The 15,256-nt window shown below is 63.4% G+C and carries 13 protein-coding genes; 7 read left to right on the forward strand and 6 right to left on the reverse strand.

Going from position 1 to position 15,256, the window contains the following annotated elements; all coding sequences use genetic code 11:
- Positions 1-125: 125 nt before the first annotated feature.
- The 6 genes from J1N02_RS20000 to J1N02_RS20025 form a co-directional block, all read right to left on the reverse strand.
- Entirely contained in the window at positions 126-935 is an 810-nt protein-coding gene (locus tag J1N02_RS20000; protein ID WP_027604530.1) for an ABC transporter permease, read from the reverse strand.
- Positions 925-1,854, reverse strand: coding sequence for an ABC transporter permease (locus J1N02_RS20005; RefSeq protein WP_027604529.1), 930 nt, complete (start codon positions 1,852-1,854; stop codon positions 925-927). The genes J1N02_RS20000 and J1N02_RS20005 overlap by 11 nt, the downstream gene beginning before the upstream one ends.
- A 1-nt stretch (position 1,855) precedes the next feature.
- Positions 1,856-2,890 carry an ABC transporter ATP-binding protein gene (locus tag J1N02_RS20010; RefSeq protein WP_027604528.1) on the reverse strand — a complete coding sequence of 345 codons (1,035 nt, stop codon included), beginning with the start codon at positions 2,888-2,890 and terminating at the stop codon, positions 1,856-1,858.
- A 137-nt stretch (positions 2,891-3,027) separates the two neighbouring features.
- Positions 3,028-4,179, reverse strand: a complete 1,152-nt coding sequence (gene ydcS / locus J1N02_RS20015) for a putative ABC transporter substrate-binding protein YdcS (protein ID WP_146475839.1) — start codon at positions 4,177-4,179, stop codon at positions 3,028-3,030.
- Between the two features lie 71 nt (positions 4,180-4,250).
- Entirely contained in the window at positions 4,251-5,708 is a 1,458-nt protein-coding gene (locus J1N02_RS20020) for a gamma-aminobutyraldehyde dehydrogenase (protein ID WP_065926495.1), read from the reverse strand.
- Between the two features lie 132 nt (positions 5,709-5,840).
- Positions 5,841-6,752, reverse strand: a complete 912-nt coding sequence (locus tag J1N02_RS20025) for a LysR family transcriptional regulator (protein WP_421147653.1) — start codon at positions 6,750-6,752, stop codon at positions 5,841-5,843.
- 168 nt (positions 6,753-6,920) lie between these two features.
- Here J1N02_RS20025 and J1N02_RS20030 point away from each other — a divergent pair, with 168 nt between their 5' ends.
- From J1N02_RS20030 to J1N02_RS20060, 7 genes are all read left to right on the forward strand, one after another.
- Positions 6,921-7,628 carry a tellurite resistance TerB family protein gene (locus J1N02_RS20030; RefSeq protein WP_065938734.1) on the forward strand — a complete coding sequence of 236 codons (708 nt, stop codon included), beginning with the start codon at positions 6,921-6,923 and terminating at the stop codon, positions 7,626-7,628.
- A 218-nt stretch (positions 7,629-7,846) separates the two neighbouring features.
- Complete coding sequence (locus tag J1N02_RS20035; protein ID WP_027604523.1) at positions 7,847-9,469, forward strand: methyl-accepting chemotaxis protein; 1,623 nt, start codon at positions 7,847-7,849, stop codon at positions 9,467-9,469.
- Positions 9,469-9,981 carry a chemotaxis protein CheW gene (locus J1N02_RS20040; protein WP_421147654.1) on the forward strand — a complete coding sequence of 171 codons (513 nt, stop codon included), beginning with the start codon at positions 9,469-9,471 and terminating at the stop codon, positions 9,979-9,981. Before J1N02_RS20035 ends, J1N02_RS20040 begins: the two co-directional genes overlap by 1 nt.
- Positions 9,978-11,231 carry a CheR family methyltransferase gene (locus tag J1N02_RS20045; RefSeq protein ID WP_027604521.1) on the forward strand — a complete coding sequence of 418 codons (1,254 nt, stop codon included), beginning with the start codon at positions 9,978-9,980 and terminating at the stop codon, positions 11,229-11,231. The genes J1N02_RS20040 and J1N02_RS20045 overlap by 4 nt, the downstream gene beginning before the upstream one ends.
- Positions 11,228-11,929 carry a chemotaxis protein CheW gene (locus J1N02_RS20050; RefSeq protein WP_027604520.1) on the forward strand — a complete coding sequence of 234 codons (702 nt, stop codon included), beginning with the start codon at positions 11,228-11,230 and terminating at the stop codon, positions 11,927-11,929. Before J1N02_RS20045 ends, J1N02_RS20050 begins: the two co-directional genes overlap by 4 nt.
- A complete protein-coding gene (locus tag J1N02_RS20055; protein WP_421147655.1) occupies positions 11,926-14,208 on the forward strand; it encodes a hybrid sensor histidine kinase/response regulator in 2,283 nt (760 codons plus the stop codon). The genes J1N02_RS20050 and J1N02_RS20055 overlap by 4 nt, the downstream gene beginning before the upstream one ends.
- Positions 14,205-15,215, forward strand: a complete 1,011-nt coding sequence (locus J1N02_RS20060; RefSeq protein WP_092356415.1) for a chemotaxis response regulator protein-glutamate methylesterase — start codon at positions 14,205-14,207, stop codon at positions 15,213-15,215. Before J1N02_RS20055 ends, J1N02_RS20060 begins: the two co-directional genes overlap by 4 nt.
- Positions 15,216-15,256 lie beyond the last annotated feature (41 nt).

Here is a 15,256-nt window from a genome sequence, read left to right on the forward strand (position 1 = left end):
GGATTTAAATGTGGGAGGGGGCTTGCCCCCGATGCCAGTGGTTCAGTGACAGCTGTGTTGGCTGTCACACCGCTATCGGGGCAAGCCCCCTCCCACATTTGAACCGCGTTCCTTCAGTGGCCAAGTTATTTACCACCGCTCCCCGCCACGCTTTCACCACCGCGGGTCAGGTAATAGGCGCCCAGGATCGGGAACATCGTCACCAGCATCACCAGCATCGCGACCACATTGGTCACCGGCACATCCCGTGGCCGGCTCAATTGGTTGAGCAACCACAGCGGCAACGTACGCTCGTGGCCGGCGGTGAAGGTGGTGACGATGATTTCGTCGAACGACAGCGCAAACGCCAGCATGCCGCCGGCCAGCAGCGCCGAGCCGAGGTTGGGCATGATGATGTAGCGGAAGGTCTGCCAGCCGTCGGCGCCCAGGTCCATCGAGGCTTCGATCAGGCTGTGGGACGTACGGCGCAGGCGGGCGATGACGTTGTTGTAGACGATCACCACGCAGAACGTCGCGTGGCCGACGATGATGGTGAACATCCCCGGCTCGATGCCTAATGTCTTGAACGTCGCCAGCAGTGCAATACCGGTGATGATCCCCGGCAGCGCAATCGGCAGGATCAACATCAGCGACACGCCTTGCTTGCCAAAGAACTCGCGGCGATACAGCGCCGCCGAGGCCAGGGTGCCCAGCACCATGGCAATCAGGGTGGCGATGGCGGCGATCTGCAACGACAGCTTGATCGCCTCCAGCACATCCGGCCGGGCGAAGGCCACGCTGAACCACTTCCGGGTAAATCCCTGGGGCGGAAAGCTGAACGCGGCTTCTTCGGTGTTGAAGGCGTAGAGGAAGATGATCAGGATCGGGAAGTGCAGGAATACCAACCCGCCCCAGGCTGCGATCTTCAAGCCTAAGGATGATTTCTCAGAGTGCATCGAAGGCCCCCAGGCGTTTGACGATGGACAGGTAAACCGCGATCAGCACGATCGGCACCAGGGTGAACGCGGCGGCCATGGGCATATTGCCGATGGCGCCTTGCTGGGCGTAGACCATGCCGCCGACGAAGTAACCCGGCGGGCCCACCAGTTGCGGCACGATGAAATCGCCCAGGGTCAGCGAAAACGTGAAGATCGAACCGGCGGCAATCCCCGGCACCGACAGCGGTAGGATTACCTGCATGAAGGTCTGGCGCGGCTTCGCGCCGAGGTCGGCGGAGGCTTGCAGCAGCGACGGCGGCAAGCGCTCCAGGGACGCCTGGATCGGCAGGATCATGAAGGGCAGCCAGATATAGACGAACACCATGAAGCGCCCCAGGTGCGAGGTGCTCAAGGTGCTGCCGCCCACGCCGGGAATGCCCAGCACGAACTGCAATACCGGTTCCAGGCCCAGGTGCTGCACGAACCACTGCGCCACGCCGCCCTTGGCCAGCAGCAAGGTCCAGGCATACGCCTTGACGATGTAGCTGGCCCACATCGGCATCATCACCGCGATATAGAAGAACGCCTTGGTCTTGCCCGTGGTGTAGCGCGCCATGTAGTAGGCGATCGGGAAGGCGACGATGGCGCTGGCGATCGACACCACGATCGCCATGCCCAGGGTGCGCAGGATGATGTCGAAGTTCGACGGCTGGAACAGCGCGGCGAAGTTGGCCAGGGTCAGGTCCGGGGTGACCGCCATGGTGAAGTCGTCAAAGGTATAGAAGCCTTGCCACAGCAGGGTCAGCAGCGAACCCAGGTAGATCGCGCCGAACCAGATCAGCGGCGGAACCAGCAGCATCGCCAGGTACAGGTTGGGCTTGCGGTACAGCAGGTTGGAAAACCTGCGCATCGGCGGTTGGGAAAGGGCCAGGCTCATGTCACACCTCGCCTGCGCGGTCAGTCAGCGGCGTCATGGCTTCTCGCGCCCAACGGGCGGTGATGGACTGGCCGACCTGATGGCCGCTGCTGATGTCCAGCCACTGGTTGTTGGCCTGGCTGATGTTCAGCGCCTGGCCGTTTTCCAGTTTCAGTTCATAGCGGGTGGCGCTGCCCTGGTACTGGATGTCGTGCAGCAGGCCGCTGATTTCCACTTCGCCGGCGCCCAGCGGGCCCTCGGCAAACCTTACGTGCTCCGGGCGAATCGAAAATGGCTGCGCACTGCCGCTGAGGCGCTGGGCCAACTCGCCGCGAATCACGTTGGAGGTGCCGACGAACTCGGCGACGAACGCGGTGGCCGGTTTCATGTACAGGTTGCGCGGGGTGTCGACCTGTTCGATACGGCCCTTGTTGAACACCGCCACACGGTCGGACATCGACAGCGCTTCGGTCTGGTCGTGGGTGACGAAGATAAAGGTGATGCCGAGCTGGCGCTGCAGCTTCTTCAGCTCGCTTTGCATCTGTTCACGCAGCTTGAGGTCGAGGGCGCCCAAGGGTTCATCGAGCAGCAACACGCGGGGGCGATTGACCAGGGCACGGGCCAGGGCTACCCGTTGGCGTTGGCCGCCGGAGAGCTGTACCGGCTTGCGCTCGCCGTAGCCATCGAGGGCGACCATCCCCAAGGCTTCTTCGGCGCGATTGAGGCGTTCGGTCTTGCCCACGCCTTTGACCTTGAGGCCATAGGCGACGTTGTCGCGCACGTTCATATGGGGGAACAGTGCGTAATCCTGGAATACCGTGTTTACGTCACGCTGATACGGCGGCAAGCCAGCGGCTTCCTCGCCATGAATGCGGATCGAGCCTGCGCTCGGCTGCTCGAAACCGGCGATCAGGCGCAGGCAGGTGGTCTTGCCCGAGCCGGATGGGCCGAGCATGGAAAAGAACTCGCCGTCCTGGATATCGATGGAAACCCGGTCAACGGCCTTCACTTCGCCGAACTGACGGGAAACGTGGGTGAATTGGACTGCAAGCGTCATGGTGCGGTGCTCCAAAAAGGCGCGGGTGGTCGCAGCGCCCGGCCTGGACTGCTGAAAAAACAAAACATCGGTAAATGCGGTCGATGTGGGAGGGGGCAAGCCTCCTCCCACAGGGGATCTATGCCGTCTGCATGGTCTTAGCGGCCGCCCATGATCGCGATGTAGTCCTGGGTCCAGCGGCTGTACGGCACGAACTTGCCGCCCTCGGCCTGCGGGGTTTTCCAGAAGGCGATCTTGTCGAACTGGTCGAAGCCGTTGGTCTTGCAACCCTCGGCACCGAGCAGTTCGCTTTCCTTGCAGGCTGCGGGCACCGCTGGCAGCGAGCCGAACCAGGCGGCGACATCTCCCTGGACTTTGGGCTGCAGCGACCAGTCCATCCACTTGTAGGCGCAATTCGGGTGCTTGGCCTCGCTGTGCAACATGGTGGTGTCGGCCCAGCCGGTGGCGCCTTCCTTGGGAATGGTCGAAGCAATCGGCTGCTTCTCGTTCTGCAGGCCGTTGACCTGATACGGCCAGGCGCTGGAGGCCACCACGCCTTCGTTCTTGAAGTCGCTCATTTGCACGGTGGTGTCATGCCAGTAGCGGTGGATCAACGGCTGCTGCGCGCGCAACAGGTCGAGCACGGCCTTGTACTGGGTTTCGGTCAGTTCATAGGGGCTCTGGATCCCCAGTTCCGGCTGGGTGCTCTTGAGGTACAGCGCCGCATCGGCGATGTAGATCGGACCGTCATAGGCCTGCACACGACCTTTGTTCGGCTTGCCGTCCGGCAGGTTCTGCGCATCGAACAGCACGTTCCAGCTGGTGGGCGCGGTCTTGAACACGGTGGTGTTGTACATCAGCACGTTCGGCCCCCACTGGTACGGGGTGCCGTAGGTCTGCTGGCCCACCACGTACCACGGCGCATCCTTGAGGCGCGGGTCGATGTTCTTCCAGTTGGAGATCAACGCCGTGTTGATCGGCTGCACACGCTTGCCGACGATCAATCGCAGCGACGCATCCCCGGACGCGGTGACCAGGTCATAACCGCCCTTGGCCATCAAACTGACCATTTCGTCAGAGGTGGCGGCGGTTTTCACATTGACCTTGCAGCCTGTTTCCTTCTCGAAACCTGTGACCCAGTCGTAGGCCTTGTCGCTTTCACCACGTTCGATATAGCCGGGCCAGGCGACGATATCCAGCTGGCCTTCACCAGCGCCCACCGCCTTGAGCGGTTCGGCGGCCTGGATACTGACGCTGGCCAGCAGCGCGGTGGTCAAGGCACTGAGCAGTGCGGTCTTATGCGCAGACATGGGGATTCCCTCTTCTTTAATTATGGTCGGGGCAGTGTGTGAAGCCGTGACGCATGAGCTTAGTTGTTGTTTTAAAGATGCTGGCCGTGGCGGGCCATGATGTGGCGCACCACGCTGTAGTCCTGTAGCGAATCGCTGGACAGATCTTTCCCATACCCCGAGCGCTTCAAGCCGCCGTGGGGCATTTCGCTGACCAGCATGAAATGGCTGTTGATCCAGGTGCAGCCGTATTGCAGGCGCGCGGCGACCTGCATGGCCTTGTCCAGGTTCTGGGTCCAGACGGAGGAGGCCAGGCCGTATTCGGAATCGTTGGCCCAGTCCACCGCCTGTTCCAGTTCGTCGAAGCGGGTCACGGTGACCACCGGGCCGAACACTTCGCGCTGGACGATTTCATCGTTCTGCTTGCAACCGGCGAGCAGCGTCGGCTGGTAATAGAAGCCGGCCCCGGAATGCACGGCCGCGCCGGTGACCCGCTCGATATGCGGCTGGCCGAGGGCGCGCTCGACAAAGCTGGCCACGCGGTCGCGCTGGCGTGTGCTGATCAGCGGGCCGAGTTCGTTATCGGCATCGCGCTTGCCGGCGAAGCGCAGGCTGCTGACGGCTGCTCCCAGCTCGGCGACCAATTTGTCGTGGATGCCCGCCTGGGCGTAGATGCGGCATGCCGCCGTGCAGTCCTGGCCGGCATTGTAGTAACCGTAGGCACGCACGCCTTCGACCACGGCTTGCAGGTCGGCGTCGTTGCACACGATCACCGGCGCCTTGCCGCCCAATTCCAGGTGCGTGCGTTTGAGGGTCTTGGAGGCGGCCTGCAGGATTTTCTGGCCGGTGACGATGTCGCCGGTCAGCGAGACCATGCGCACCTTGGGGTGGCTGACCAGATGGCTGCCGACGCCTTCACCGCCACCGCACAGAATGTTGATGACCCCGCGTGGTAACACGTCCTTCAGGACCGGGGCCAATGCGAGGATCGACAGCGGCGTGTGTTCCGACGGCTTGAACACCAGGGTATTACCGGCCGCCAGCGCCGGGGCGATCTTCCACGCGGCCATCATCAGCGGGTAGTTCCACGGCGCAATCGAGGCCACCACGCCAATCGGATCGCGGCGCACCATGCTGGTGTAGCCCGGCAGGTATTCGCCGCTGAGCTGTCCGGTCTGGCAGCGCACGGCGCCGGCGAAGAAGCGGAACACATCTATGGTGGCGCTCAAGTCGTCCTGGCGCGCCAGGTGCAACGGCTTGCCGCAGTTCAGCGATTCCAGGCGGGCGAGGTAGTCGGCGTGTTTCTCGATGGCGTCGGCGATGCCCAGCAGGATGTTCGAGCGTTGTTGCGGCGTGGTCCGCGACCAGCCGGCAAAAGCGCGGTGCGCGGCGAGGATCGCACTTTCGACCTGCTCGGTGCTGGCTTCGGCGATCTGGGTGAGCACTTCGCCGGTGGCCGGGTTGAGGATCGGCTCGGCAACGCCCTGGCCCTGGACCAGTTCGCCGTCGATCAGCAACGCAGTAAGCAGCGGGGTGGGCGCGCCGGACATTTTTCGTGATCTCTTTTCTTGTGCGGTCATGGGCGTTCTCTTACAAGGCGCCGGACCTTCTCTTATGCATAGACAGAGACTAGAGGTCAGGCGCGAGGTCAACAAATACTAAATACTGAATGCAGCATTCGATTAAATAGATGGCTTGCGCGGGTGTGGTTGTTCCCGCGCAACGGTGAGGAACGGATCCACCAAGGCCGGTCGCGCGGTGCCCCGACGCCAGGCCAGGCCGACGTCCAGGGTCTGGCTGAGGTCGGCAATCGGCCGCGCTTCAATAATGTCGCCCTCCAGGGACCAGGGGCGGTAGGTCATGTCCGGTTGGATCGACACGCCCAGGCCCGCGGCCACCAGGCTGCGCACGGCCTCGGTGGAGGCGGTGCGCAGGGTCACGCGCGGTTGCAGGCCGGCAGCGGCCCACAGGCGCTGGGCGTTATGCCCCATTTCGTCGACGTTCAGCTGAATCAACGGCTCGTTTGCCACGTCGGCGAGGTTGATGCTGTCGTGCTCCAGGAGCGGGTGTTGCGCCGGCAGCCACAGGCGGTGGGGCGAGTGGGTGAGGACTTCGGTCTGCAGGGCGTGGCGATCTTCCAGGTTGGAGAGGATCAGCACGCCCACATCGATCTCGCCGCTGACCAGCAAATGCTCGATATACGGGCGTTCGTCTTCCATCACGCGGATCTCCACGTTGGGGTAGGCGCGCTGGAAGCGGGTGAGCAAATCCGCCAGGTAGTAGCCGGCGACCAGGCTGGTCACGCCGATGATCAATTGCCCGGCGACCTGGTCGGTGCTCTGTTGCAGGCTGCGCTTGGCATTTTCGACGGTGGCGAGGATCAAGTGCGCCTGGCGCAGGAACTGATGGCCCTGGTGCGTGAGGGTCATGCCCTTGGCGTGGCGGTTGAACAGGATGACGCCGATTTCCTGCTCCAGTTGCTGGATCGCCAGGGTCAGGGTGGACTGGGAAATGAACGCGGTCTGCGCGGCGGCGGAGATCGAGCCGGTCTCGGCCACGGCGATAAAATGCCGGATTTGACGCAAGGTCATCATGCTGGAATTACCAGTGGGGTGTTTTTATAGATTTGTCTGAGTGTATATCGGTTTTAGCGAACGGCAGTGGCGTTACATCTGGAAGCACTCTAGATCGCGGCTTTTTGGCACTTAGTTTTACGCTGAGGGCCTATTGGTCCTATGAACCCTAGTGTCTGGAGGCTACGAATGAATACCCGTGGATTGCTCGATCAGTTGCTCAAGTCCGGCCAGGACATGTTGCAGAACAAAACCGGCGGCCAGCGCAAGCAGGACGATAAAGGCGCCCTCGGCGGGCTGCTCGGCGGCGGCGGTCTGGGCAGCCTGCTCGGCGGTGCGGGCGGCGGCGCCCTGGCGGCGGGTGCCATGGGCCTGTTGCTGGGCAACAAGAAGGCGCGCAAGTTTGGCGGCAAGGCCCTGACCTATGGCGGGCTGGCTGCGTTGGGCGTGATTGCCTACAAAGCCTACGGCAACTGGCAAGCGAAGCAGGCCAACGCGCCTCAGGGCGAACCGCAAACCATCGATCGCCTGCCACCGGCCCAGGTCGAGCAGCACAGCCAGGGGATCCTCAAGGCATTGGTCGCCGCCGCCAAGGCCGACGGCCATGTGGATGAGCGCGAGCGCGCACTGATCGAAGGTGAATTCACCAAGCTGGACAACGACCGCGAACTGCAAAGCTGGCTGCACGCCGAGCTGAACAAGCCGCTGGACCCGGCCGACGTCGCCCGCGCCGCCGGCACCCCGGAAATGGCCGCCGAGATGTACATCGCCAGCGTGATGCTGGTGGACGAGGAGAACTTTATGGAAAAGGCGTATCTGGACGAATTGGCCCGCCAACTCAAGCTCGAGCCGGGCTTGAAGCTGGAACTGGAAAAGCAGGTACGGCTTAACCAGTAACCAACGGGGCCGGGCAAATCCAACCTGTGGGAGGGGGCTTGCTCCCGATAGCGGTGGTCCAGTTCGAATCTCTGCAACTGACCCACGGCAATCGGGAGCAAGCCCCCTCCCACAGGTGTTTTTGCAATGTGTGTGTGCCACATCGAAACCCATTGATAAATGAGGGCTTCTGCTCAGCTATACTCCCCTCCATTTGAATGGCCCTTCGAGGAAACACTGTGAAGAATTGGACCTTGCGCCAGCGGATTTTGGCGAGCTTTGCGGTCATTATCGCGATCATGCTGCTGATGGTTGTGGTGTCCTACTCACGGTTGCTGAAGATTGAAGCCAGCCAGGAATCGGTGCGTGACGACGCGGTGCCGGGGGTTTACCTCAGTTCGATGATCCGCAGCGCATGGGTCGACAGTTATTTGCAGACCATCGATATCATTGGCCTGCGCGAGGATAAAACCTTCACCAATAGCGATAAATCGGACTACAAGGCCTTCGAATCGCGTATCGAACAGCAGATGGCCAATTACGAAAAAACCGTGCATAGCCAGGCCGATCGCATGGAGTTCGACAACTTCAAGGCCGCCCACATCAATTACAACAAGGTCCTGGCCCAGGTACTCGATCGCGTCGAAGCCAATGACCTGCCGGCCGCGCGCGAGCTCTTGGAAGAGCAATTGACGCCGATCTGGACCGAAGGGCGCATGAAGCTCAATGACATCATCACGGAAAACAAGGCCGTGTCCGACAACGCGACGGCCGCCATTGACGACGCCGTTGCCTCGGCCAAGGTCAGCATGTTCCTGTCGCTGGCCGTGGCGATCCTCGCTGCCGGCCTGTGTGGCCTGCTGCTGATGCGCGCGATCATGGCGCCGATGCAGCGTATCGTCGAGATCCTCGAGACCATGCGTACCGGTGACCTGAGCAAACGCTTGAACCTGGAGCGCAAGGACGAGTTCGGCGCGGTGGAAACCGGCTTCAACGACATGATGACCGAGCTTACGGCCCTGGTGTCCCAGGCCCAGCGCTCTTCGGTGCAGGTCACCACCTCGGTCACCGAGATTGCCGCCACCTCCAAGCAGCAACAGGCCACTGCCACTGAAACCGCGGCCACTACTACTGAGATCGGTGCCACTTCGCGGGAGATCGCTGCCACTTCCAAGGATCTGGTCCGCACCATGACCGAAGTGTCCACCGCCGCCGACCAGGCCTCGGTGGCCGCCGGTTCCGGCCAGCAAGGCCTGGCGCGCATGGAAGAAACCATGCATTCGGTGATGGGCGCCGCCGACCTGGTGAATGCCAAGCTGGCGATCCTCAATGAGAAGGCCGGCAACATCAACCAGGTGGTGGTGACCATCGTCAAGGTCGCCGACCAGACCAACCTGCTGTCCCTGAATGCCGCCATCGAGGCCGAAAAGGCCGGCGAATACGGGCGCGGTTTTGCCGTGGTGGCCACCGAAGTGCGGCGCCTGGCCGACCAGACCGCCGTGGCCACCTATGACATCGAGCAGATGGTGCGTGAAATCCAGTCAGCGGTTTCGGCGGGCGTGATGGGCATGGACAAGTTCTCCGAAGAAGTCCGTCGAGGCATGTTCGAAGTGCAGCAAGTAGGCGAGCAGCTGTCGCAGATCATCCATCAGGTACAGGCCCTGGCGCCGCGGGTGTTGATGGTCAACGAAGGCATGCAGGCCCAGGCCACCGGCGCCGAGCAGATCAACCATGCCCTGGTGCAACTGGGCGATGCCAGCAGCCAGACGGTGGAGTCCCTGCGCCAGGCCAGCTTTGCCATCGATGAACTGAGCCAGGTTGCGGTGGGTCTGCGCAGCGGCGTGTCGCGTTTCAAAGTCTGATGAGCGACCTTGCGGCTAAACGCGGCGCCGTTCCGGCAGCGAAAAAAGCCTTGTTCCTGGTGTTTCACATCGGCAGCGAACGCTTTGCGCTCAAGGCCACGGAGGTGGCCGAGGTGTTGCCACGCCTGCCGCTCAAGCCTATCGCCCATGCGCCACTGTGGGTGGCGGGCATCTTTGCCCATCGCGGGGCGTTGGTGCCGGTCATCGACCTGAGTGCGCTGACCTTCGGCACAGCGGCCCAGGCGCGTACGAGTACGCGCCTGGTGCTGGTCAATTACCAGCCGCACACCTGGGGCGAATCGCGCTGGCTCGGGCTGATCCTCGAGCAGGCGACGGACACCCTGCGGTGCGACCCGGCGGAATTCCAGCCTTACGGCCTGGATAACCGCCAGGCGCGGTACCTGGGGCCGGTGCGGGAGGATGCCCTGGGCCTGATGCAGTGGATTGGCGTGAATGACGTGCTCACCGACGATGTGCGCGCCTTGTTGTTTTCTGCCGAGCTGAGCCTATGAGCAACGACCCGCGTTTCTTTGCCTTCTTGAAAGAACGTATCGGCCTGGATGTCGCGTCGGTCGGCGAGGCCATCATCGAGCGCGCCGTGCGCCAGCGCAGCCAGGCCGTGCAGGCGCAAACGCCAGGGCAGTACTGGCAGCACCTGCAAAGCTCCGAGGACGAGCAACAAGCGCTGATCGAAGCCGTGATCGTCCCCGAGACCTGGTTTTTCCGTTACCCCGAATCCTTTGCGACCCTGGCCCGACTGGCGCTTGCACGCCTGGCCGAGATCAAGCAGATGCGCGCCCTGCGCATTCTCAGCCTGCCGTGTTCCACCGGCGAAGAACCCTATTCCATTGCCATGGCCTTGCTGGATGCCGGGTTGGCGCCTCACCAGTTCAAGGTCCTGGGCCTGGATGTCAGCCCGCTGTCCGTGGAGCGCGCCCGGCGCGGGGTGTATGGCAAGAACTCGTTTCGTGGCGGCGATATTGCCTTTCGCGACCGCCACTTCACGGAATACGGCGACGGGTTCCACATCGCCGACCGCGTGCGCGAACAGGTGCGCCTGCAAGTCGGCAACCTGCTCGACCCGACGCTGCTGGCGAACGAGGCGAGCTACGATTTCGTGTTTTGCCGCAACCTGCTGATCTACTTTGACCAGCCGACCCAGAAGCAAGTCTTCGACGTACTCAAGGGCCTGACCCATGTGGACGGCGTGCTGTTTATCGGTCCCGCCGAGGGCAGCTTGCTGGGGCGCCACGGCATGCGCTCGATTGGGGTGCCGCAGTCATTTGCCTTCAGCCGGCAGGCCGAACCGGTGAAGCCTGAGCCGGTATTCGTGCCCATGCCGACGCCACCGCGCAGCGCCGCGCCGGTCCCGGTCAAGCCGCGACCGTTCAGCACGGCCAGCAACCAGGCGGGGCCGATCAAGGCGCCGCCCTCCGATGCGGGCACCTTGCTCAGCCGCATCGCCAGCCTGGCCAACGAAGGTAAAAGTGCCGAGGCCCGCGCCGCCTGTGAGCAGTATCTGAACAGTCACCCGCCGGCCGCCCAGGTGTTCTACTGGCTGGGGTTGCTCAGCGACGTGGCCGGCAGCGCCCTGGAAGCCCAGGGGTTTTATCGAAAAGCCTTGTACCTGGAACCCCAGCATCCGCAGGCCTTGATGCACCTGGCCGCCTTGCTCGAGTCCCAGGGCGACAGTGCGGGGGCGCGCCGTTTACAGGCGCGGGCCGCCCGCAGCGAGCGAGCAGACAGTGAGTCCAAACGATGAGTAGCACCGAGGCGCTCAACACCGCAGGCCTGGACTTGACCCTGGCCGACACCCAAGCCATCGACGACTGCTGGAACCGTATCGGTATCCATGGCGACAAGTCATGCCCGCTGCTGGTGGAGCATATCCACTGCCGCAACTGTTCGGTGTACTCGGCTGCCGCCACGCGCTTGCTGGACCGCTATGCCTTGCAGCAGGACGACCGTCGTCCGGTGGCGGCTGCCGAGGTTGACGAAAAGATCGTCACCCGCTCGCTGTTGGTGTTCCGCCTCGGCGAGGAATGGCTGGGCATCGCCACCCGCTGCCTGGTGGAGGTGGCGCCGTTGCAACCGATTCATTCGCTGCCGCACCAGCGCTCCCGTGCCTTGCTCGGTGTGGCCAATGTGCGTGGCGCGCTGGTGGCGTGCCTGTCGCTGGTGGAGTTGCTTGGCCTGGAAACAACCCACCAGGGCGCCAGCGGTGGGCGGATCATGCCGCGCATGCTGATCATCGCCGCGCAGGATGGCCCGGTGGTGGTGCCGGTGGACGAAGTGGATGGCATCCATGCCATCGATGAGCGCACCCTGAAGGCGGCGTCGGCATCGGGTACCCAGGCCAGCGCGCGCTACACCCAGGGTGTGTTGCAGTGGAAAGGCCGTAGCCTGCGGTGGCTGGACGAGGCGCAATTGTTGTCCGCCGTGACCCGGAGCCTCACATGACCCCCGACCAGATGCGCGACGCCTCGCTGCTGGAGCTGTTCAGCCTGGAAGCCGATGCCCAGACCCAGGTGCTGAGCGCGGGCCTGCTGGCCCTGGAGCGCAACCCTACCCAGGCCGACCAGCTTGAAGCCTGCATGCGTGCCGCGCATTCGCTCAAGGGCGCGGCGCGCATCGTCGGGGTGGACGCCGGGGTCAGCGTGGCCCATGTCATGGAGGATTGCCTGGTCAGCGCCCAGGAACGCCGCCTGCACCTGCAACCCGAGCATATCGACGCGTTGCTGCAAGGCACCGACCTGCTGATGCGTATCGCCACCCCTGGCAACGATGTCGGGACGGCGGACATCGACGCCTATGTGGCGTTGATGGAGCGCCTGCTGGATCCATCCCAGCCCAGTGCCTACGTCGCGCCGCTGCCCGCTGTGCCTGAGCCCGCCCCGGCGCCGCTCATCGAAGAGCTGCCGCCGGAGCCTGAGCCCGCACCGCCCGTCGCCAGCGATCCGCCGCGTCAGGGCCGACGCATGACCGAAGGTGGCGAACGCGTATTGCGCGTGACCGCCGAGCGCTTGAACAGCCTGTTGGACCTCTCGAGCAAGTCCCTGGTGGAAACCCAGCGGCTCAAGCCCTACCTGGCCAGCATGCAGCGTCTCAAACGGATTCAAAGCCAGAGCGTACGCGCCCTGGATACCCTGGATGGCCAGCTCAAGACCCTGGGCTTGAGCCTCGAAGCCGAGGAAGCCCTGGCCGATACCCGCCGCCTGCTGAGCGAAGCCCAGGCGCTGCTGGCGGAAAAGACTGCCGAACTGGATGAGTTTGGCTGGCAGGCCGGCCAGCGTGCCCAGGTGCTCTACGACACTGCGTTGGCGTGTCGCATGCGCCCTTTTGCCGATGTACTGGCCGGTCAGGTGCGCATGGTGCGCGACCTCGGCCGCAGCCTGGGCAAGCAAGTGCGCCTGGAGATCGAGGGGGAAAAGACCCAGGTCGATCGCGACGTGCTGGAAAAGCTCGAAGCGCCACTCACCCATCTATTGCGCAATGCCGTCGACCACGGCATCGAAATGCCCGAGCAACGCCTGCTGGCAGGCAAACCCGCCGAAGGCCTGATCCGCCTGCGCGCGTCCCATCAGGCCGGCCTGCTGGTGCTGGAGCTGAGTGACGACGGCAATGGCGTCGACCTGGAGCGCCTGCGCGGCACCATCGTCGATCGGCATCTTTCAACCTGGGAGACGGCCCTGAACCTGAGTGAAGAGGAACTGCTGACGTTCCTGTTCCTGCCGGGGTTCAGCCTGCGCGACAAGGTCACCGAAGTGTCCGGGCGCGGTGTCGGACTGGATGCGGTGCAGCATATGGTCCGCCAACTGCGCGGCGCGGTGGTGCTGGAGCAGACGGCAGGGCAGGGCAGCCGCTTCCACCTGGAGGTGCCGCTGACCCTGTCGGTGGTGCGCAGCCTGGTGGTGGAAGTCGGCGAGGAAGCCTATGCGTTCCCGCTGGCGCATATCGAGCGCATGTGCGACCTGGCCCCCGACGACATTGTGCAGTTGGAAGGCCGCCAGCATTTCTGGCACGAAGGTCGGCATGTGGGCCTGGTCGCCGCCAGCCAGTTGTTGCAGCGCCCATCGGGGCAGAGCAATGACGAAACCTTGAAGGTGGTGGTGATCCGCGAGCGCGATGCGGTTTACGGGATTGCGGTGGAACGCTTTATCGGCGAACGCACCCTGGTGGTGCTGCCGCTGGATGATCGCCTGGGCAAGGTCCAGGATATTTCCGCCGGTGCCTTGCTGGACGACGGCTCGGTGGTATTGATCGTCGATGTGGAAGATATGCTGCGCTCGGTGGACAAGCTGCTCAACACCGGGCGCCTGGAACGCATCGCCCGGCGCAGCCAGCAGGCCACCGAGGCACCGCGCAAGCGGGTACTGGTGGTGGACGACTCGCTCACTGTGCGGGAGTTGCAACGCAAACTGCTGCTCAATCGCGGGTACGAAGTGGCCGTCGCGGTCGACGGCATGGACGGCTGGAACGCCTTGCGCTCCGAAGACTTCGACCTGCTTATCACTGATATCGATATGCCTCGTATGGACGGTATTGAATTGGTCACACTCCTGCGCCGTGACAGTCGCCTGCAATCGTTGCCGGTGATGGTGGTGTCGTACAAAGACCGTGAGGAAGACCGCCGTCGCGGCCTGGATGCTGGGGCCGATTATTATCTGGCCAAGGCCAGCTTCCACGATGACGCGCTGCTGGATGCCGTGGTGGAGCTGATCGGAGGCGCGCGCTCATGAGGATTGCGATCGTCAATGACATGCCCCTGGCCGTGGAGGCCCTGCGCCGTGCCTTGAGCTTCGAGCCCCTGCACCAGGTGGTGTGGGTGGCCAGCAATGGCCTGGAGGCGGTGCAGCGCTGCGCCGAATTGACCCCGGACCTGATCCTGATGGACCTGATCATGCCGGTGATGGACGGCGTGGAGGCCACGCGGCAGATCATGGCCGAGACCCCGTGCGCGATCCTGCTGGTGACCGTCGACCGCCAGGCCAATGTGAGCCGGGTGTTCGAAGCCATGGGCCACGGCGCCCTGGATGTGGTGGACACGCCGGCGCTCGGCGTGGGCAACCCCAAGGATGCGGCGGCGCCGTTGCTGCGCAAGATCCTCAACATCGGCTGGCTGATCGGCCAGCGCGGCAGCCGTGTGCGCGCCGAAACCACGCCGGAGCGCAGCACCGGCAAACGCCAGAGCCTGGTGGCGATCGGTTCTTCGGCGGGTGGCCCGGCTGCCCTGGAAATCCTGCTCAAGGGGTTGCCCCGGGACTTTGCCGCCGCCATTGTGCTGGTGCAGCATGTGGACCAGGTCTTCGCCGCCGGCATGGCCGAGTGGCTGAGCAGTGCTTCCGGCCTGCCGGTACGCCTGGCCCGCGAAGGCGAACCGCCGCAAAGCGGGGTGGTGCTGCTGGCCGGCACCAATCACCACATTCGTTTATTGAAGAATGGCACGCTAGCCTATACCGCAGAGCCGGTGAACGAGATTTACCGGCCTTCCATCGATGTGTTTTTCGAAAGCGTGGCCAGCCACTGGAATGGCGATGCCGTCGGCGTACTGCTGACCGGTATGGGCCGTGATGGGGCCCAGGGGCTCAAGCTAATGCGTGAACAAGGTTATTTGACCATCGCCCAGGATCAGCAAAGCTCGGCGGTGTATGGCATGCCCAAAGCGGCGGCGGCGATTGATGCTGCTGTTGAAATTCGCCCACTGGATAGAATTGCGCCCCGATTGCTGGAGGTATTTGCAAAATGATCCACACCTCCCGCGGCTGGCTTGCAGGTAGTAATTCAGGT

The organism is Pseudomonas sp. NFX5, from assembly GCF_049132125.1.
Lineage (GTDB): Bacteria > Pseudomonadota > Gammaproteobacteria > Pseudomonadales > Pseudomonadaceae > Aquipseudomonas > Aquipseudomonas marginalis.